Origin of the sequence: Flavobacterium sp. 5 (assembly GCF_002813295.1) — a bacterium.
Taxonomy (GTDB): domain Bacteria; phylum Bacteroidota; class Bacteroidia; order Flavobacteriales; family Flavobacteriaceae; genus Flavobacterium.
In genome coordinates, this window is sequence record NZ_PHUE01000001.1 from 298,090 (window position 1) to 317,539 (window position 19,450).

Annotated in this window: 10 protein-coding genes; 1 reads left to right on the forward strand and 9 read right to left on the reverse strand. The window is 32.1% G+C overall.

What is annotated here, in order from left to right; translation table 11 throughout:
- Positions 1–7 precede the first annotated feature (7 nt).
- The 9 genes from CLU82_RS01060 to CLU82_RS01100 form a co-directional block, all read right to left on the reverse strand.
- The gene (locus CLU82_RS01060) at positions 8–694 is read right to left on the reverse strand and encodes an SGNH/GDSL hydrolase family protein (protein WP_100841340.1); all 687 of its coding nucleotides are present in this window, start codon (positions 692–694) and stop codon (positions 8–10) included.
- A 94-nt stretch (positions 695–788) separates the two neighbouring features.
- Positions 789–1,967: a glycoside hydrolase family 76 protein gene (locus CLU82_RS01065; RefSeq protein ID WP_100841341.1), complete on the reverse strand. Its 1,179-nt coding sequence runs from the start codon at positions 1,965–1,967 to the stop codon at positions 789–791.
- Positions 1,968–2,029: 62 nt separating this feature from the next.
- Positions 2,030–3,145 carry a SusE domain-containing protein gene (locus tag CLU82_RS01070; RefSeq protein WP_100841342.1) on the reverse strand — a complete coding sequence of 372 codons (1,116 nt, stop codon included), beginning with the start codon at positions 3,143–3,145 and terminating at the stop codon, positions 2,030–2,032.
- Positions 3,146–3,181: 36 nt separating this feature from the next.
- Positions 3,182–4,804, reverse strand: a complete 1,623-nt coding sequence (locus CLU82_RS01075) for a RagB/SusD family nutrient uptake outer membrane protein (RefSeq protein WP_100841343.1) — start codon at positions 4,802–4,804, stop codon at positions 3,182–3,184.
- Between the two features lie 11 nt (positions 4,805–4,815).
- Entirely contained in the window at positions 4,816–7,944 is a 3,129-nt protein-coding gene (locus CLU82_RS01080; RefSeq protein ID WP_100841344.1) for a TonB-dependent receptor, read from the reverse strand.
- A gap of 956 nt (positions 7,945–8,900) precedes the next feature.
- Positions 8,901–11,066, reverse strand: a complete 2,166-nt coding sequence (locus CLU82_RS01085; RefSeq protein WP_100841345.1) for a TIM-barrel domain-containing protein — start codon at positions 11,064–11,066, stop codon at positions 8,901–8,903.
- A gap of 150 nt (positions 11,067–11,216) precedes the next feature.
- Entirely contained in the window at positions 11,217–12,395 is a 1,179-nt protein-coding gene (locus CLU82_RS01090) for an aldose epimerase family protein (protein ID WP_100841346.1), read from the reverse strand.
- A gap of 25 nt (positions 12,396–12,420) precedes the next feature.
- On the reverse strand, positions 12,421–13,470 hold the full coding sequence (locus CLU82_RS01095) for a family 43 glycosylhydrolase (protein WP_100841347.1): 1,050 nt from the start codon (positions 13,468–13,470) through the stop codon (positions 12,421–12,423).
- 246 nt (positions 13,471–13,716) lie between these two features.
- The gene (locus tag CLU82_RS01100; protein WP_100841348.1) at positions 13,717–14,889 is read right to left on the reverse strand and encodes a cellulase family glycosylhydrolase; all 1,173 of its coding nucleotides are present in this window, start codon (positions 14,887–14,889) and stop codon (positions 13,717–13,719) included.
- A 551-nt stretch (positions 14,890–15,440) separates the two neighbouring features.
- Between CLU82_RS01100 and CLU82_RS01105 the strand changes: the two genes are divergently transcribed.
- On the forward strand, positions 15,441–19,391 hold the full coding sequence (locus tag CLU82_RS01105; protein WP_100844891.1) for a hybrid sensor histidine kinase/response regulator transcription factor: 3,951 nt from the start codon (positions 15,441–15,443) through the stop codon (positions 19,389–19,391).
- Positions 19,392–19,450: the final 59 nt, after the last annotated feature.

A 19,450-nucleotide genomic window follows, 5' to 3' on the forward strand; every position in this document is an offset into this window, starting at 1 on the left:
CCATATTTTATTTTTTGAGAATTTTAGATATTGCTTTCTCAACGATAGGTTCCATAATCATATAACCTTTTTCGTTAGGATGAACTCCGTCGTCACCCAATTCTTTTTTTAAACCAAGTGATTCATTTACCATTGATGAATAATAATCTACAAATGGAATGTTATGTTCTTTAGCATATTTATTTAGTATTGCATTAAGAGTAACAACCTTAGGTCCCGGATCCATTCCTGGTCTCCATGGAAAATCTGATGCTGGAAGTACTGAACAAATAATAACACTTATGCCGTTGGCTCTTGCCAGCTCAGCCATAGAAAAAATATTTCCGGCTGTTTCTTCAACTGTCATTGGTCCAGTATTTTGAGCGATGTCATTTATACCTGCTAGTATAACTACCACAGCTGCTTTAACATTTATAACATCTTGTCTAAAACGCAATAACATTTGTGGTGTGGTCTGTCCACTGATACCTCTGTCTACATAAGGTTTTCCATCAAAAAATGAAGGATGTACTCTCAACCAACCTTCTGTTATAGAATTGCCAATAAAAACAACTCTTTTTTCAGAAGCTTTTGGAATTACTAATGCAGCATTCTCCTTTTCATATCGTTTTAAATTAGCCCAATCTTGTGCATTAGAATAATGCATCGCAAAAAATGTTATAAACAGACTAAAAGTTAATGCTTTATTTCTCATTCTAATTTTATCAAAATTATGACAACATTCAATTTTACAGTATAAAAACCTGCAGACATTTCTGCCTGCAGGAACCAGATTAACTAACCACTAATTAATCTAACAAATTTGCTTTATCAAGTTTAGCAGCAGCTTCAATAAGCATTACACCGCTTAACTGTGTAGTAAGATCAGTAGATCCTGTAGGAGCTTTACTCCAGTTAGATCCACAAAACATGGCAGGTCTTACAATACCATCATTATATAACGTTTGTGCATTAAACTCAAGAAATTTCACGAAGCTTTCGTGATCTGGAGAATTTACAGTAGACAGTTCTATAAGTTCTGTAAAATAACGTACATAGATACCTTTAAACAATCCACCGTCACCTTGACCTTCATCTTTCAATAAACCTTCTGATGTCAATTTAGGACTTGTCATTGAAGACTTAGCTGATTTTAAAGCATCATTTAAATACGATTGATCACCAGTAGCTTTATAAAGCCTTAACCCTGCTCCAATCCATGTTCCAACGTTATAGGTAAAGATCCAGTCTTTGTTTGTAGTCACCACTCCATTGGTTTCAGAAATATTATCCCAAACTAATCCTGTAACAGGATCAACAAGATTCCCTTTTTGCCATGCGTAGATTTTTTTTGCCCATACTAAATCATCAGCATTATGACTGATTTCATATAATCTCAAGGCTACAATAGCTGCTGGAGCATTTGATACCGCATTTTTTTGTTTAGGTGTGTCCTGTTTCCAAGTAATCCCTCCTCCAAAAACGTCATCACTCCAACTTAATTTTATTCTTCCCCAAAGGTAATCAGCAACATCTTTATATTCCTGATCATTAGTAGCTACAAACGCTCTAAGGCTTGAATTAGCTAACCATATCATATCATCATTAAAAACATTATTATAGGTATTTCCATTTTTAACTTTAATACCTTGAAGTAATGCTTTCATTTTTGGCAAATAATTCTCATTATTCGTTCTTAAATAACCGTCTACAAGCACATCAAGCATATGGGCATTTGGCCAGTAATTAAAATTACTATTACCTCCATTATCCTGCACAAATGTTCCATTAGAACCTAAATAAGAATTATAGGTAGCTGTTTGTAATGAATCTGCTGTTGCAGCCCAAGTGTAATCAAATTCAGTACCTCCACTTGTAGATGGGTCTCTTAAAGGAACTGGATCATCTTCGCATGAAGTAACCGTTAACCCCAATCCAAGTATCACAGCTAAAATTAGACTATGACGTATTAAAAGATTTTTTTTCATTTTTATGTGTTTTTAAAACTTCTCTTTAGTTATTATCCACTAAAGAGAAGTTGTTTTTTTATCTATAGAACAGTAAAACTATGAGTGTAAGGCGTAGCAGATGCACTGAAATCAATTACAGCATTTACATTCTTGTTGTCAACTGCTCCATCAAATTTAAAGCTGAAATTCCAACGGTCGCTGTCTGCAAGAACCATATACCAATATGAAGCAGGACTATCAGCATTTGGTCTATTGTTATCTTTATTCACACTTCCAAACCACTCTTCACCACCATCAACAGTAAATTTGAATTTGTAGCGTTCATCTCTACCCCAAGATTCCTGTTTGAATACAATTGGTTTATTATCAGCTTTCCAAATACCTTTTCCTGCATATGTATACTCAAAAAGATATTCAGCAGTGGGTGCAAACCATATTTCAACTTTTTTGATTTCAGTGATAGTAGTAGAGCCAACACTAAAATCAATTTTTATTCTATATATCTTATCAGCACCAGAATAAGTAGTAACTCCGTCTTCTTTTAACTTACCGTCTTCAATAAAATAAGTCTCTGGAGTACCACTTTTTCTTGTAATAAATTTGTACTGACCAGCCTTAAGCTTTGTGTAAATCTCATAAGTAGAAGCGCCTGTTTTTTTGCAAGGTACGGCATCAGCTATAGCGTCTCCTCCTTCAGAACCCGAACCTGTAATAAACAACTGATCTGGCATTGGGAAACCTGCTGGTCTTTTCACTTCAATAATTCCCGAAACAGCTGACTTTTGAATATTAAGACCTTTAGAAGAATATACTGTCCATTTTAGCTTACCAATAGCTTCTCTTTCGATCCCAGCCATTTCAGCAATCTTATTAAGTTGGGTATAAGATAAATTTAAAGTTGGCTGAAAACCTTTTCCATCAGATGGCATTACATATAATGGTTTTGAGAAGTCTCCATTCTCACGATCAAAAATTACATCGTAAAGTACAACTCCGTTATCTTCAGCTTTAGCGCCTTCCCATTCAAAAACAGCAGAGCCACCAGTAGCACCTAGATCAAAAAATTTATTATTTTCAGGAGCATATAATGTCGCTACCGCACTTACGTTTGTGTGGCTTAATGTATCATCATCTTGGCAACCAACTGCCAATACAGATAAAATAATCAGTAATAATTTTGAATATATATTTTTCATCTTAATGAGTTTTTTATTTTATGTTTAATAATAATATTACCAGTTTGGATTTTGAGAAAGATTTGGATTAATCAAACGCTCATCTCTAGGTACTGGCCATAAGTAATGTTTACCAGGATCAAAAGTTCTTAGATTTACTCTTAGGTAACCATTATCTATAGAACTTACTCCGAATTTTGCACCATGCGCCCATCCATTCAATACAGTTTCAGCTATTTTCCATCTTCTGATGTCAAATATTCTTAAGCCTTCCATACCTAATTCTGAACGACGCTCATTCCTGATTACCTCACGAAGTCCGGCCTGATTCAATGAACTGTCAAAACTTAAGGCAGCTCCATCTGTAAATCCTGCACGCTTTCTCAATGCTTTTATTGTTGTTTCCCAAGAAGTTGCATCGAATTGATTTAATTCATTTTTAGCTTCAGCATTCATTAAAAGTATATCAGCGTAACGGAAAAGAATTAAATTTAGACCTGATTGTAATGATGTTGAATGCTGAGGATCAAAATATTTACGGGTATAGTAACCTGTAGAAGTTGCTGAAGATCCAGGTACATACTCATCTGTTTTTGCAGAAGGTGAAGATCCAGGTTTAATGTAAATGGTACGAGTAGTTCCATCTGCGTCTTTCCAATCATATAAGTCGTATACAACAGTACCAGTAAGTCTTGGATCTCTGTTTACATAAGGATCATTTTCATTATATCCTGAACCAGCTTCGTTAATTTTTTTTCCATTAAGCATTAAATAACTATCAACTAATTCCTGTGTTGGAGCCAAAGCATTTAGCCTAGCACCTGCAGATAATGGAGCCATATCAAAGAATTCTCCCCATATTTTAAATTCAGGCACATATTGTAGGCTTAAAATATCTTCGCTATTATATTCATTTTGAGGAAGAAAAACACCTTCATAAGATGGAAAAAGACTGTAAGATCCATAAGTACCCGCTATAATTTCATCTGTAGTTGAAACCACTTCAGCCCAGCGATCTTCATACAAAAGTACTCTTGCCTTTAATGCCATAGCTGCACCAGATGTAATTTTACCTCTTTCTGAAGCATTGTAAGTTTTAGGTAAATCCGTTACTATAGCATTAAGCTCGTCTAAAATAAATTTCACTACTTCTGCATGCGAAGTACGGCTTACACTTAAAGCTTCTTCCAATGAAGGATCTTTCGAAATAAGAGGTATAGCCCCAAACCATGTTGTAAGCTGAAAATGCTGAAAGGCTCTTAGAAAACGTGCTTCAGCTTTCATTCTAGCTATGATTTTAGGATCAGCATCAGGTATACGGTCAATATTTTCAAGTAATAAATTACATGTTTTTATACCAGCATATCTATTTTTCCATTCATCTTTTAACCTAGGTAAAGAAGGATCATATATACCTGCAGCTAATGAGGCAGCGCCTGCATTATCTCCTCTGCCATTATATGCATTATCAGACAAACCTTCATTATAAAAGAAATAACTGCTGTTTTGCATCTGCGAATAAGCCGTATTAAGGAGAGTTTGTACCTTATCTACGCTTGTCCAGTAATTAGAATCGGTAAACTGGTTTTCCGGAGCCAAGTCAAGGTTTTCACAACTTACTGCAAAAAGCAAGAGTAAAAACGGTATCAGCTTCAATTTTTGTACAAATATATTTTTCATGTTCAATTTTATTAAAAGGTGACATCTAATCCTAGTCCATAATAAACCTGCGTAGGATATGCCCTACCACTATTTCCGCCTGAGGGTCTCATACTATTGTCAAATTCCGATAATTCAGGATCTACAAATTTAACTTTAGATAAAGTAAGTAGGTTTTGACCTGTTACATACATTCTGATACTTTTCAGACCAATATCTTTAATTGCAACTTCAGGAAGTGAGTATCCTATCTGTATATTTTTAAGCCTTGCATAAGCACCATCATATAAATACATGTCAGATCCTCTTCTAAAATTATTAGTATTAGACTGTGTACCATTATTAGCTAAACGTGGATACATAGCATCTGGATTTTGAGGAGTCCAGTAATCCAATTGGTGTTCGTACATTGTCATACCATAATTGTAGTGAAAAGGTTCAACAAGCTCACCACGAATCATCATTGTTCTCTTACCTACTCCTTGCAAAAATATGTTAAGATCAAAACCTTTATATGCAATATCATATGTAACTCCAAAAGTATATCTTGGGAAAGGGTTACCAAAAACAAATTTATCATTGTCGTCAATTTTCCCATCTTTATTAAGATCAACGTAACGGTTATCGCCTGGCTGAACAGTTAGTCCAACAGGAACAGCTGCACCTTTTATTTCTTCATAACTTTGGAAATGTCCATCTGTTTTTAAACCAACATAAGAGTTAAAAGGTAATCCTTCGCGAAGCAATACTTGTAACTCTTCTACACCTGTTAGTTTTTCACCACCCTGATAGTCAAGAACCTTATTTTTAGAATCTCCAAAATTAACAGTCAAATTGTGATTAAATAATTTTCCTGCATGTTTATAGGTAGCAGTAATTTCCCACCCTCTATTTCCTACTTTAGCAGCATTAAAATCTGGAAGTGATGTACCATAAACACCAGGTACCTGCGGCGGTACTAGAATATCTGAGGTTACTTTATCAAAATAGTCAAAAGAGAATCCTAAAGCACCTTTAAAAAAATCTGCTTCAAGACCTACGTTAAGGGTAGCAGCATTCTCCCATCGAATATCTGGATTTGCAAAATTATATCTCGTTCCGCTAACTGCTGCATTATCATATCCATAAGCATTCGGAAATGCAAAATAAGTAGTCTTGTACTGGAAGTTAGTTACGTTCTGATTCCCTACAATACCATAAGAAGTCTTAAATTTAAGATTCCCTACAGAATCTCTATAGCCTTCCATAAAATCTTCTTTTGTAAGAGCATAACCTACTGTTGCAGAAGGAAAGAATCCCCAACGATTATCTTCGCTAAATTTAGATGAACCATCATATCTAAAGCTGAATTCAGCAAAGTATTTATTATCATAATCATAACTTGCCCTACCAATTACTGAATTAAGACTATTTTTAGTAGCCTTCTCATTAGAATTATACGATTTTGGATCTATTACCGTTTCACTGTTTGGAGTTCCAAGATCTGGATCTGTATATTTTTTATAAATACCTACTCCTCTTTCTGAATAGTTTTCACCTGTGACACCAAAAAGAGCTCCTACAGTGTGCTTACCGAACGATTTATTAAATTCTATTAAGAATTGTGAATTCAGTTCAAGAATTTTTTTACTTTCATCATTTGTATTCCTATCAGCACCATAAACACCTTGAGGCAAAAAGTTAACCTCTTTCACTCTAGTAAACATACTACTAGACCATAAATGACCACCAAAAATAGCTTTTGCTTTTAAATAGCTAGTCAGTTTTAGTTCTCCTGTTAATGCCCCAAAAACATCATCGTTATCATATTTTCTAAACCCACCCTGCTCTAAAATACCTAAAGAGTTAAACTGCTGAAGAATATCATTAGTAAGATAATTACCGTTTTCGTCTTTCTGTTCGTAGTATAATGGTACTCTAAAAGCATCTACCATTAATGTACCTGTACTTGACGAATGATCTGTAATTTTTTGTTTCGAATACGCTAATATAGAAGTCAGTTTAAATTTACCATACTCATTCGTAAGGTTAATTCTGTAATTGAATCGCTCCATACCTTTCTCTGGCCCAACAAAATTGCTCTTATGATCTAAATATCCTAAAGACACCAAATAAGTAGAATTTTCGTTTCCTCCAGAAACTGATAAATTATAATTTTCTTGAAGAGCAGGTTTTACAATTTCGTCTGCAAACCATTTAGTATCTCCTTTTTCTTTCATCGCAGCAATTTGCGCAGAAGAAAATACAGCACTGGATTCACCCGAATTATAAGCAGCTTCGTTTCTTAACATCGCATTCTCATAACCATGTACTGGCTTTGTAAAATATTTTGGAATATTAAAACCTACCAGACTACTAAACTGTAATTTCATCGGAGACGATTTATTTCCTTTTTTAGTAGTTATAAGTATAACACCATTATTAGCTCTTGATCCATAGATAGCTGCACTACCAGCGTCTTTTAATACCGAAACACTTTCTATATCCGCTGGATTAATTGCGTTAATATCTCCTCCAACTATACCATCAATAACAACCAAGGGACTACTATTATTCAAGGTACTTACCCCCCTAATATTAATATTAACACCAGCACCAGGTTCAGAATTGGTTTGTTGTATAGTTAAACTTGGAGCCTTTCCTTGTAATGCTAAGGTTGTAGTAACACTAGGTCTATCTTTAAAAGCTGCACTATTAATCTGGTCTACCGCACTAATAAGCTTTGCTTTTTTCTGTGTACCATAACCAATAACAACAATTTCTTCTAGATTAGTCGCAGAATCTGTCATTACAATAGTAACGTTTGAACCATCAGTTACTTTTTTCTCTATGGTATTCATTCCAATAAAAGAAAAAACAATTACAGGTTGTGAAGTGGAAACTGGTATTGAAAATTTTCCATCAAAATCTGTTTGAACAGCATTAATAGTTCCCTTCTCAGAAACAGTAACTCCGGGAACAGAAAGCCCCGTTTTATCAATTACTTTTCCTTTAATAATAGCCTTTTGACTAGTGGTAGTATTGTTTTGTGCAATACCATTACTAACGCTAAAAAATAGTAACAATAAAATACCAAGCCCAACATTATTAATGTTTAGCCCTAACCTCTTTATTGTACCTTTCTTTGGCGGCAAAATTTTTAAGTTAATTTTTGTTTTCATTTTTGGTTTGTTTTCATTTTGGGTTGTTATTATTTAAGATAATATTAAGTCGACAGTACAAACATACTAAAACGTTTTAGTAAAAAAAAATAAAATTATACATCTTAAAAATTTTTACATAAATTAATGCATAAAAACTTTTTTAACATTAATTTTATAATAAATCGACAATAAAAAAGCAAAATCAAACTAATTCTTCAATTATTAATAGCTTTCAAAAATATCTAAATATGATTCAGTTAGAATAAAAATTACTTTTATTAAGAAATAGATGTATTACTATATTCTAAATTACAAGCCTATTGCATGTTGCAATTTTTTCAAGTAATTATTTTGCTTTTAATACTATTATGAAAACTTTCTTATCTAGCTTTTTAACTAATAAAATTTATTCCTTTATTGAAGTCAATCATTTATTTTCATAATGATTTAATATACTTATTACTTCTTTAATATCTATAAAAGGCAAATTGTAGAAAGTCTTGGGAAGAAATCAAAAAATAGAAACTTTAGGACCTACAAAAAAATAGATTAGCTCTCAAGTATATTAAGATGATAAAGAAATACAAAACAGATATATATAAAAGATAACGTATTGCTATTCCAAAACAGACAACAATCCAGAAATCAAAAAGCCAGTTCGACTTAATTTTCTATTATATAGTTATTAAACAACGAGGTCTTATATATACAAATACTCTTTAACAACTAATATAAAAACCAAAAAAGCAGTATAAATTGATATATTAATAACTGCAAAAAGACTAAAGATTTTTTTATCATCTTTAGTCTTTCTCGTAAGTTCCATTCTAATTACTTAATGGCTAGCGATATTCTTACCAAAATACAGAATAATAGCCACCAGTATTATATTTGTCCTTTAAATTGAATCTATACCTCCTTCATTTGGATTATCAAAATATTATGTAATCTTAAAAATTACTTTTAAAGTATTATTATTTTAAAGCAATCATAATTCCATCTTTAAGTGTACCAGAACCTACATAAGTTTTACCTCCAAGAAATAAACTTGCATTTATTTTTTTAATTTCATCATTAATATTTCTTTTACCCTCTACATTGGAAATTCTAACAATAACAGTATCATTCTTTTTTTCTGCATTAAAAGTTAAAAGAGAGTAATCCCCTTTCTCAAATCCAAATCCATCTCCTGAATCTATATATAACTTTCCTGTAGCAATACCTTTTGCATCAAGACAAACAAAAAGACTTAATGGATCAAAGGAATTCTCACCTGCCTTCTGGATAATCTTACCAGCAGGAATAATACTTCCTCCCTTAATACTCAATTTTGCCTGATACTTATCCGTTTTCTCACCTTCAACAAGACTTAATTCCTCCCATATACCAGATGGAAGTGCAGGTTCTTTAGCGAATGCAGGCACTACCAAAAGATTTTCTCCTAATAAAAAAACCTGATCTTCAGCTCTTAAAAGAGGATCTTTAGTATCAGCAAAAAATACTGGCGCCATTACTGGAATACCATTTTTCGAAGACTCATAAAATAAGGTGTACAAATACGGTAACAAGCGATAGCGACGTTCTAAAGCAATACGCGATGTTTTTTCTATTGCTTCACCATAAGCCCATGGTTCTTTATTATTTGTTCCAGCACATGCATGTCCACGCGCAAAAGGCATAAAAGCTCCAAAACCAAGCCAATTAGCCCATAATTCTCCACTTGTATCTCCAAGAAAACCTCCTATGTCTGGTCCATTAAAAGGCTGGCCAGATAATCCTAATGTAAGTGACATTGGCACTGATAATTTTAAATGATCCCAGCTTGCAAAGTTATCTCCTGTCCATGTCGCTGCATAACGCTGCCCTCCTAATAAATTTGATCGAGTAAGAAGGAAAGGACGTTTAGTTGGGTTTGTTTTCAAAATCCCGTTATAGGAGGCCTCTACCATTAATCGGCCGTAGGCGTTGTGATATAGTAAGTGAGAACCTTGTGGCAAATTTTCTCCTCCTTTATGAGGTGTATCATATGGCATTGTACCAAGGCGTTTATCTTCTGGAAAATCATTATCATTTACAGCAGGTTCATTCATGTCATTCCAAACACCATCTATACCAGTGTTTAAAAAACCCTTATAGAGTCCTCCCCACCAATTTCTTGTCTTAGGATCCGTAAAATCAGGAAAAACACAGTCGCCAGGCCAAACCTTACCATGATATTCATCTCCATTATTTTTCTTTACCCAAACATCACTTTTTGTACCTGATTTATAAACACTATAATCCTTATCTACTTTTACTCCTGGATCTATCATATAGACAGCCTTAAATCCTTTTTTATGTAAGTTGTCGTTTAAAACTTTAGGATTTGGAAATCTGATGCTGTCAAATGTAAATACTCTGTATCCCTGCATATAATCAATATCCATCCAGATAACGTCGCACGGAATTTTCTTTTCTCTAAAAGTATCAGCGATTTCCATTACACGCTTTTCAGAATCATATGAGAACCTACATTGATGATATCCTAATGCCCAGCGAGGAGGTAATTTGATTGTGCCTGTTAATTCCGAAAGTCCTTTCATTACTTCTTGGGGCGATTTTCTATCAATAATAAAAACTTTAAACAAAGCACCTTCAGAATTATAGATTATTTGATTCGAGTTTGTAATTAGCTCTGCTTTCCATGTACTATCAAAGATAATTCCAAAAGCAGAACCATCTTTACGCACTCCCATTACCCACGGATGTGTTTGATACAATCTTTTTCCCCCTTCTACGCTATATGCACCAGTATCTGTATTCCATAATTTAATAGACTGACCGTTACGTAAAAGCGGACCTGTAACTTCTCCTCCTCCATATAAACTTATATCTCCCTTTAGATTTAAAACAGCACTTGCTTTATTATTTTTGAATATAAATTCAGGAACTAAAGACCAGTCATATGGCACTTTACCCTTAGATTTTGGTTCTGATACTAGTATTAATGACGGGGTTTTATTTTTATCAAACCCTTTAGGTACAAATTCAACAATTCTATTCCCTACTAATGATGTTTTGAGCAATGGAATTTCCTGAGCAATAGATTCAGTAAAGCATACTGAAATTAAAAAGATTGAAAATACGGCTTTCAAATTCATATTAAAAACTTAAATATTATTAAACTATTAAAATTTACTAAAACGATTTAGTAAATAAAACAAATCAATTTGATTTTACAAAATATTATATAAAAAACAAAGTCACTTAAAAAAACATAGGTGTGCTCAGAGAACTAAACACACCCATAATTATTTTGAAAATTTATAAACAGAAACAGTATGATAGACTGCTTTTGGTTCTAAATTAATTGATGGAAAATTAGGTTGATTTGGAGCATCAGGAAAATGCTGCGTTTCTAATGCAAAGGCTGTTCTATAATCATCTTTTGAGCCAGATTTGAATGTGTTTTTTCCTTGCATAAAATTGCCGCTATAAAATTGAAAACCTGGCTCTTCTGTAAAAACATTCATTACAACACCAGATATGTCTCCTGTAACTGATCCAACATGAATCAAACCATTAACTTTTTCATTTTTTAAAACAAAATTATGGTCGTATCCACCACCATTTTCTAATTGAATATTATTCGTTTTGATGCGTTCTCCAATAGTGTGAGGCGTAGTAAAATCAAATGGTGTACCAATAACTGTTTCAATCTTACCTGTCGGAATTAAACCTTTATCAACAGGTGTGTATTCTTTAGCATTGAATTGTACAATATGATTTAAGATAGTGCCACTTCCTTCTCCATTTAAATTAAAAAAAGCATGATTGGTTAAGTTTACTATTGTTGTTTTATCTGTTGTTGCTTCATATTCCATTCTTACTTGGTTATCAGTAGTCACACTATATGTAACTTTTACTTTTAAATTTCCGGGAAACCCCATTTCCATATCAGGAGAAACATAAGTAAAAACTAAAGTTTTATCATTTATTTTTTCTGCATTCCAAACAACATCTTGGTATCCTTTTGTTCCTCCATGCAAAGCATTTTCACCGTTATTAACTGGAATACTATAATTTTTTCCATTCAAATTAAATTTTCCTTTAGCAATTCGATTACCTACACGTCCAATAGTAGCTCCAAAATAAGGCTCAGTTGAGTTTTGATAGTCTTTAATACTCTTAAAACCGACTACTACGTCAACAAATTCGTTGTTTTTATTTTTAACCAATAAACTAATCAATCGACCTCCATAATTGGTAAAAGCGGCTTGAATATTTTCATTTTTTATCCAATATAGCTCCACTTTTTTTCCTTCGATTTCTCCTATAAAATTATTTGAATCAAGAACTGTTGGTTGCATGTTTATATTTTCGCTTAGAGGTTTATTAGATACTTTGACATTATCTTTTTCTTTCTTTTCACAAGAAGTCTGAAGCAACAATCCTAAAAAAAGAATGGTCATTAATTGTGCATTTTTCATTTTTGAATATTTAGATTACAATTTATTACATAGAAGGAATAGTCAAAGGAACTCCTGAAGCAGCTGGCTCACCAATAACAGGATTACCCATTTCATCCCATTTTAACTGTTGCATTCTAGGAGATCTTTTTACACCACATCCATCTCCAGGATTTGAATTTGCATGGTACAAAATCCAATCTTCTTTACCATTTGGTGATTTAAAGAATGAATTATGCCCCGGAGCATAGACTTTCGTTTTATTTGATTGTTCCAGAATTGGTTTATCTGATTTTGCCCATGCCGAAGAATCTAATAAATTATCAGTTCCCGTAAAAGTGAGCAATCCTAAACTATAATTATCAGTCCAACAACCACTTGCTGAAAATACAATAAACACTTTGTCATTATGCGATAGAAATTGAGGCCCTTCGTTTACATTTACTTGTGCTGGATTTTTGTCATCATGCAGTGCGCCATACAATTCCCAAGTATTTGTTGGTTTAGAGATTAAAACTCTGTCACCATCAATTTGAGTTGGAGATTTCATTTTGGCTATATAAATATTTTGTTGCCCATTGGAATCACCTTCCCAACCTGACCAAATCATGTACAATTGTTCCTTATACGTAAAAATATTGCCATCAATAGCCCATTTATCGGTTCGTGGGGCGATTTTTCCTTTAAAAACCCATTCACCTTTCATTGGGTTTTTAGAATCATTTTCTAAAACATACATTCTGTGTGTATCATTAGAACCATTATCTGCTGCAAAATAAACGTACCACTTGTTATTAATAAAATGAAACTCAGGAGCCCAAACTTCGGCAGAATAATCAGTGTTTTTTGGAGCAGTCCAAATGACTTTTTTTTCGGCATTTTTTAAATCTGCTAAATTTTTAGTTTTCCAAAGAACTAATTTGTTTTGCATAGTATGTGTATAATAGTAATATCCATTATAATAAGTACTATAAGGGTCGGGACCATAATCTAAAATAGGATTCGCAAATGTTTGTTGTGCAGATATAGTATTGTTTCCGATACAAAATAGAATCAGTAATAATGTTTGTTTTAGTATGGAATTTTTTATTTTCATATTTTAGATATTTATTATTTTTTGTCACCTTTTTGAGGCATACTCATTTCATCACCCAATTAGTTAATGGATTAAATTTATTTCAATCGTTTGTATGTAACCCAATGCTGAAAAACAGATTTTGCTTAACTTAAAATCAAATTATCGGGACAAGTTATCCCGATAATTTTGAACACATAAACAACTAACCACAGTTATTATGAAAAAAGCATTCTGTTTTTTGTTGCACAAATAGTACATTGTCTTTTATTTAGCATTTACTTTGGATGTAATTTTTTTAATAAAATCAGTTTCTGATTTTTTATATGGTGTTCCATCTGAATTAAATACTTCATGAAACCATACCGGAGGTGCTGATGTATATTTTTTTGTCCAACTATCCCAAGGAAATTTAGTTTGTGTTTTCCCATCTACTAATCCCCAATTGATCATAGCAATTTTGTTTTCCTTACCGATTGGCAGAAAACCTTCAAATGTGCTACCGTTTGGTCTAGCCATATATTCAGTACATAATAATGGTTTTCCGTAGCGTTTTAGCTCATTTATTCTATTTGTAAAATCAGCAGGCTTATCATAACAGTGGAAAGAAATAACATCTGATTGTTCCAATTGTAATCTAAAAATAGGTTTCATTCCTTTTTCAGACCAATCTCCAGCCCAAACTCCTGAAGTTAAAGGTTGAGAAGGATTACTTGAGCGTGCCCATTTGAAAGCTTTTTCTAGGAGTTTGTAAACCAGCTCTTCTTTGTTCACAACTTCTACTTTTTCATAAGCAGGTCTGTTCATGTTATCGGGCTCATTCCAAACATCCCAACCTAAAATACGTTTGTCATTTTTAAAATGCGCAACCGTTTCTTTAATATATTTTTCCAAGCGTGGAGTTTGTGTTTCATCCAAAAGTGCTTTTTGTCCTGGTGACTGTACCCAGCCAGAATTATGTACAAATGGCTGAGGAACTCTTTGTTTTCCAGATACAGGAAACGGATCCCAACAAGAATCAAATAAAACGAATAATGTTTTGATATTGTGTTTATCTGCGATTGTCAAATACTCATCCATTCTTTTATAAAACCCTTCAGCATCATCTTTATGCAATAAATCATGAAGATAAACACGCATCACATTCATTCCTATACCTTCTGCCCAACCTAATTCTTGATCGATTTTTTTAGGATCAAAAGTATCTGCTTGCCACATTTCTAGTTGGTTAATAGCATTACCAGGTGTAAAATTAGCTCCAACTAACCATGGTTGTTCTGCATACCATTCGTTAGCCTTCTCTTTGGACCAGATTGTTCTTTCTGTAGCAGAAGTTTCTGTTGGGGTTTGCTCCGTTTTAACTTCATTTTTGCTTTTATTACAGCTAATTGTTAGCATCGAAAATAAAGCAATAGCTATTAATTTATTTTTATTTTTCATTATAAAATATATTGACAATTAAATTATGGGAATTACTATTGTAAAGACATGCTGAACAGTTTCAAAAATCACAAATCTTTAGATACTTTTTTAATCAAAACTGTCCAATAATAATTTATTTTTCGTGTAGTCAAAGCTTCATTTTTTCATAAGTATTGTAGTCATAGGTTATTTGATAATTTTGATAATTTTGATTTTTTCTAGCTTTAGCTCGAACGATTTAAATAAAATAACTTTTTAGTATTTCATTTTGTATTAGTCAAAATATAAGTAATATTGCAACTGCTCTAAAGATGTTTATTTTCAGACCTGTTAAAATATTTTAGTCATTTTTTATTAATACGATAATTTATATGCCTAAAAAACATCAATTTAATTTTTGACCAAAATAGGATATTGATGACATAATTTTAATCTCATTTTGTCTCACAATTGTGTTAAAATGGTTCAAATCCTCTATAAAAAACTTGTAAAATATGATGTGAGTCAAAATGAATGCATATGACACAAGAGGAGAGGTTATTTTTATAAAAAAATTAATAAACATTAACATGCAAAGAATTTTCAAAATAGTCACATTGGTTTGTCTTTTGTTTTTGTCTACTACAATTTTTAGTCAGCAATACTATTTCAAACATTATAAGGTAGAAAATGGTATGTCAAACAATTCAGTTTTGGCATCAATTCAAGACAAAGATGGTTTTTTATGGTTTGGTACGAAAGATGGTTTGAATCGTTTTGATGGGTATCATTTCAAAACATTTCGAAGTGGATCAAACCCTAAAACATCTTTAGGAATAAGCTATATTCAATCGCTACATGAATTCAAAAATTATATTTGGGTCGGAACAGATAAAGGATTGTACTCGTATGATAAAAAGTTAGAAAAATTTACTTTTTTGAATGAAGCCATTAACAATCGCATCAATGATATTGATAATGATTTGAAAGGTAATTTATGGTTTATTTCTATCGGAACAATGGTCAAATATAATGTTGACACAAAAGAGACCACCATGTTTAATGGTCGAAATTCTTTTTATGCCACTTCTATTACCTGCGATAAAAATGGAGTAATCTGGGCATCATCTTATGATGATTTATATCGTTATTCTGAAGCAACTCAAAGCTTTGATAAAATTAGTGTACAGTTACCTAATAATACCTTTTCAATTTCAGCAATTTATGCATTAGATACTAATTCGATTTTAATTGGCACACGGGATCATGGTGTTTATAAGTATGATGTTTCCAATAAAAAAACTGAGCCTTTTATTAATGGTGCCGAAAAACCAATTTTTGTCCGACAATTTAAAAACAATAGAAATGAATTATGGATTGCCAGCGAATCCGGTGTCTACATTTATAATTTAAAAGATAAAACCATCAAAAATTTGCGTAAAAGCCCAAGTGATCCTTACGCTATTTCAGATAATGCAGCTTATTGTATTACAATTGATAAAGAAAATGGTGTATGGATTGGAACCTATTTTGGGGGAGTAAATTATCATCAAAAACAATACGATCAATTTAAAAAATACTTTCCCCGAAAAGGCGAAAATGCAATCGTAGGAAGTGCTGTTCGTGAAATACACAAGGACAATCAAGGAAATCTTTGGATCGGTACAGAAGATGCTGGAATTAATAAATTTAATCTACAAACAAAGAAATTTACTAGTTTTCAACCCAATGGAACAAAATCAGGACTTTCTTTTTATAATATTCATGCCGTTTTACCAAGGGGAAATAAAATTTGGATAGGAACTTTTGAGCACGGTTTGGATATTTTGGATGCTAATACCGGAAAAGTGGTTAAACATTATGATCATACTTCTAGTAACTTAAAAAGTGATTTTATTGTTACGTTTTATGAAACCCCTGAAAAGAAATTATATGTAGTAACCTCTCTTGGGATCTATTTATATGATGATAAAAATGATAATTTTAAAATTTGTGATGATTTTTCGCAAATTACCCATTATACCTGCATGTTTAAAGATAGTTATGGTAATTTTTGGGCTGGTTCCTATCGTGATGGATTATTTTATTACAATCCTAAAACTAAAGAAAAAGTAGTTTACAAACATGATTATAAAAATGATAAAAGTATAAGTAATGATTTTATAACTTCAATTTTTCAAGATCAACAAAATAATCTGTGGATAGCGACCGAAAATGGTTTAAATTTATTTGATATCCGAAATAAAGAATTCAAAAAATATACTACTAAGGATGGATTTCCCAGCAATGTAATTTATTCTATTTTGCAAGATCCAAAACAGGATTTATTTATTACTACTTCAAAAGGATTAGTCAAATTTAATCCTAAAACAAAGTCAGTTAAAATTTTCACTACAGCAAACGGATTACTGAGTGATCAATTCAATTACAATTCAGCTTTTAAGGATTCCAATGGTGATATGTATTTTGGTAATCTTAATGGTATGATTAGTTTTAATCCCAAAAATTTTAATGCAAATAAATACAATGCTCCAATATTTATTACTGGACTCCAAATAAATAATCAAGATGTAGTAGTAAATGCTGAAAACTCTCCACTAGACGAATCTATTTCGTATATCAAAAAAATCACTTTAAAAAGTGACCAATCTAATTTTAATATTGATTTTGCTTCGTTAAGCTATACAGCACCAGAACTTACAGAATATTGGTATAAATTGGATGGTATCAACGACGACTGGGTTTATTTAAATAAAAACAATAAAGTATTTTTTACTGAGCTTCCATCTGGCGACTATAAATTTAGAGTAAAATCATTAAGTACTAATGGAATTTGGAGTAAAGAAGCTGTTATTGAAATTATAGTTTGGCCTCCATTTTGGGCAAGCAGTTATGCGTTTTTTTGTTATATTTTACTAATTACAGGATGTGTTTATTTGCTTTTACGCAGGTATCATAATATGAATATTAAGGAAAATAACCAAAAAATAGCAAATCTTAATAACGAGAAAGAGAAAGAAATATATAATGCAAAAATTGAATTTTTCACAAATGTGGCACATGAAATTCGAACTCCTTTAACGTTAATAAAAAGTCCTTTAGAAAGTTTATTAAAGCGAACATATGATTCTCCAGAAATTCCTCAGAATTTATCAATCATGGAAAAAAATACTTCTCGCTTATTAAATTTGGTTAATGAATTACTTGATTTTAGAAAGACAGAAATGGAGGGATTAAAGTTGACTTTTGTCGAAACAAACATATCCCTTTTGGTTCGACAATTACATTCTCAATTTACACCTTTAATAGAAGAAAAAAACATCCATCTCGAACTAGAATTGGGTGAAAAAGATATTTATGCTTTTGTTGATGAAGAGGCTATTAGAAAAATTCTAACTAATTTAATTAGTAATGCTTTAAAATATGCAAAAAAAGAAGTGATTATTACTTTATTCAGAGATGAAAGCTCTTTGGAATTTATTGTAAAAAATGATGGGAATTTAATTCCAAAAGGCCTTAAAAGTAAAATTTTCGAACCTTTCTTTAGAATATTGGGTACCGAAAATCAAACTGGAACAGGGATCGGTTTATCACTTGCTCACTCACTCACAGAATTGCATAATGGAACCTTAAAATTGCGATTCTTGGATGAAAACATGAATACTTTTGTTTTACAATTACCTTTACGTCAGCAAAGTGAATTCCATCTGTATAAAGATACTACGGAAACTGAGATAAAAGATAGTAATGAAGAATTTGAAAATGAGATTATAACGAAAGAAATTAAAACACAAATACTTGTTGTTGAGGATAATTTGGAGTTGCTTAATTTTATAAGCAAAGAACTTGGCAAAGAGTATAAAGTTTTTAAAGCTACTAACGGTGAAGAGGCTTTAAAAGTAATTCATAACCAAAGCATACATATTGTTATTAGCGATATTACGATGCCAATTATGGATGGTATCGAATTATGTGATCGTATAAAATCAAATATTGAATCGAGTCATATTCCTGTAATTTTATTAACAGCCTTGAGTGCAATACAATCTCGAATTCAAGGATTGGAATCAGGTGCAGATGCCTACATTTCTAAACCCTTTTCGATGGACTTTATTTTGGCTCAAATAGATAATTTATTATCCAATAGACGCCATGTTATGGAGTATTATGCGAGTTCCCCTTTATCGCATTTAAAAACCATTGCGTATAATAAAACCGACGAAGATTTTATTAAAAAACTAGATGAAATTATAAATCAGAATATGACCGATACAAATCTAAGTGTCGAATCACTAGCTGATATTTTACACATGAGCCGCTCTACTTTATATCGTAAAATAAAAGATATATCTAATCTTAGTCCGAACGAACTCATTAATAATGCCCGTTTGAAAAAAGCAGCAGAGTTATTGCTTTCAGGCAAATACAAAGTTTATGAAATTTCGGAAATAGTAGGATACAAGTCACAATCTAGTTTCAGTAGAAATTTCCAAAAAAGTTTTGCGATGTCACCTTCAGAGTTTATTAATAATGGGCATTAGCAACAGATCCCATAAGCATTATTATATAAATTTTAAATTCATAATAAACAAAAAAGACG

Excerpts from the sequence above, each read along its gene's own strand:
- CLU82_RS01060 (WP_100841340.1), bottom strand. The coding sequence starts at position 694 with ATGAGAAATAAAGCATTAACTTTTAGTCTGTTTATAACATTTTTTGCG.
- CLU82_RS01065 (WP_100841341.1), bottom strand. The coding sequence starts at position 1,967 with ATGAAAAAAAATCTTTTAATACGTCATAGTCTAATTTTAGCTGTGATA.
- CLU82_RS01070 (WP_100841342.1), bottom strand. The coding sequence starts at position 3,145 with ATGAAAAATATATATTCAAAATTATTACTGATTATTTTATCTGTATTG.
- CLU82_RS01075 (WP_100841343.1), bottom strand. The coding sequence starts at position 4,804 with ATGAAAAATATATTTGTACAAAAATTGAAGCTGATACCGTTTTTACTC.
- CLU82_RS01080 (WP_100841344.1), bottom strand. The coding sequence starts at position 7,944 with ATGAAAACAAAAATTAACTTAAAAATTTTGCCGCCAAAGAAAGGTACA.
- CLU82_RS01085 (WP_100841345.1), bottom strand. The coding sequence starts at position 11,066 with ATGAATTTGAAAGCCGTATTTTCAATCTTTTTAATTTCAGTATGCTTT.
- CLU82_RS01090 (WP_100841346.1), bottom strand. The coding sequence starts at position 12,395 with ATGAAAAATGCACAATTAATGACCATTCTTTTTTTAGGATTGTTGCTT.
- CLU82_RS01095 (WP_100841347.1), bottom strand. The coding sequence starts at position 13,470 with ATGAAAATAAAAAATTCCATACTAAAACAAACATTATTACTGATTCTA.
- CLU82_RS01100 (WP_100841348.1), bottom strand. The coding sequence starts at position 14,889 with ATGAAAAATAAAAATAAATTAATAGCTATTGCTTTATTTTCGATGCTA.
- CLU82_RS01105 (WP_100844891.1), top strand. The coding sequence starts at position 15,441 with ATGCAAAGAATTTTCAAAATAGTCACATTGGTTTGTCTTTTGTTTTTG.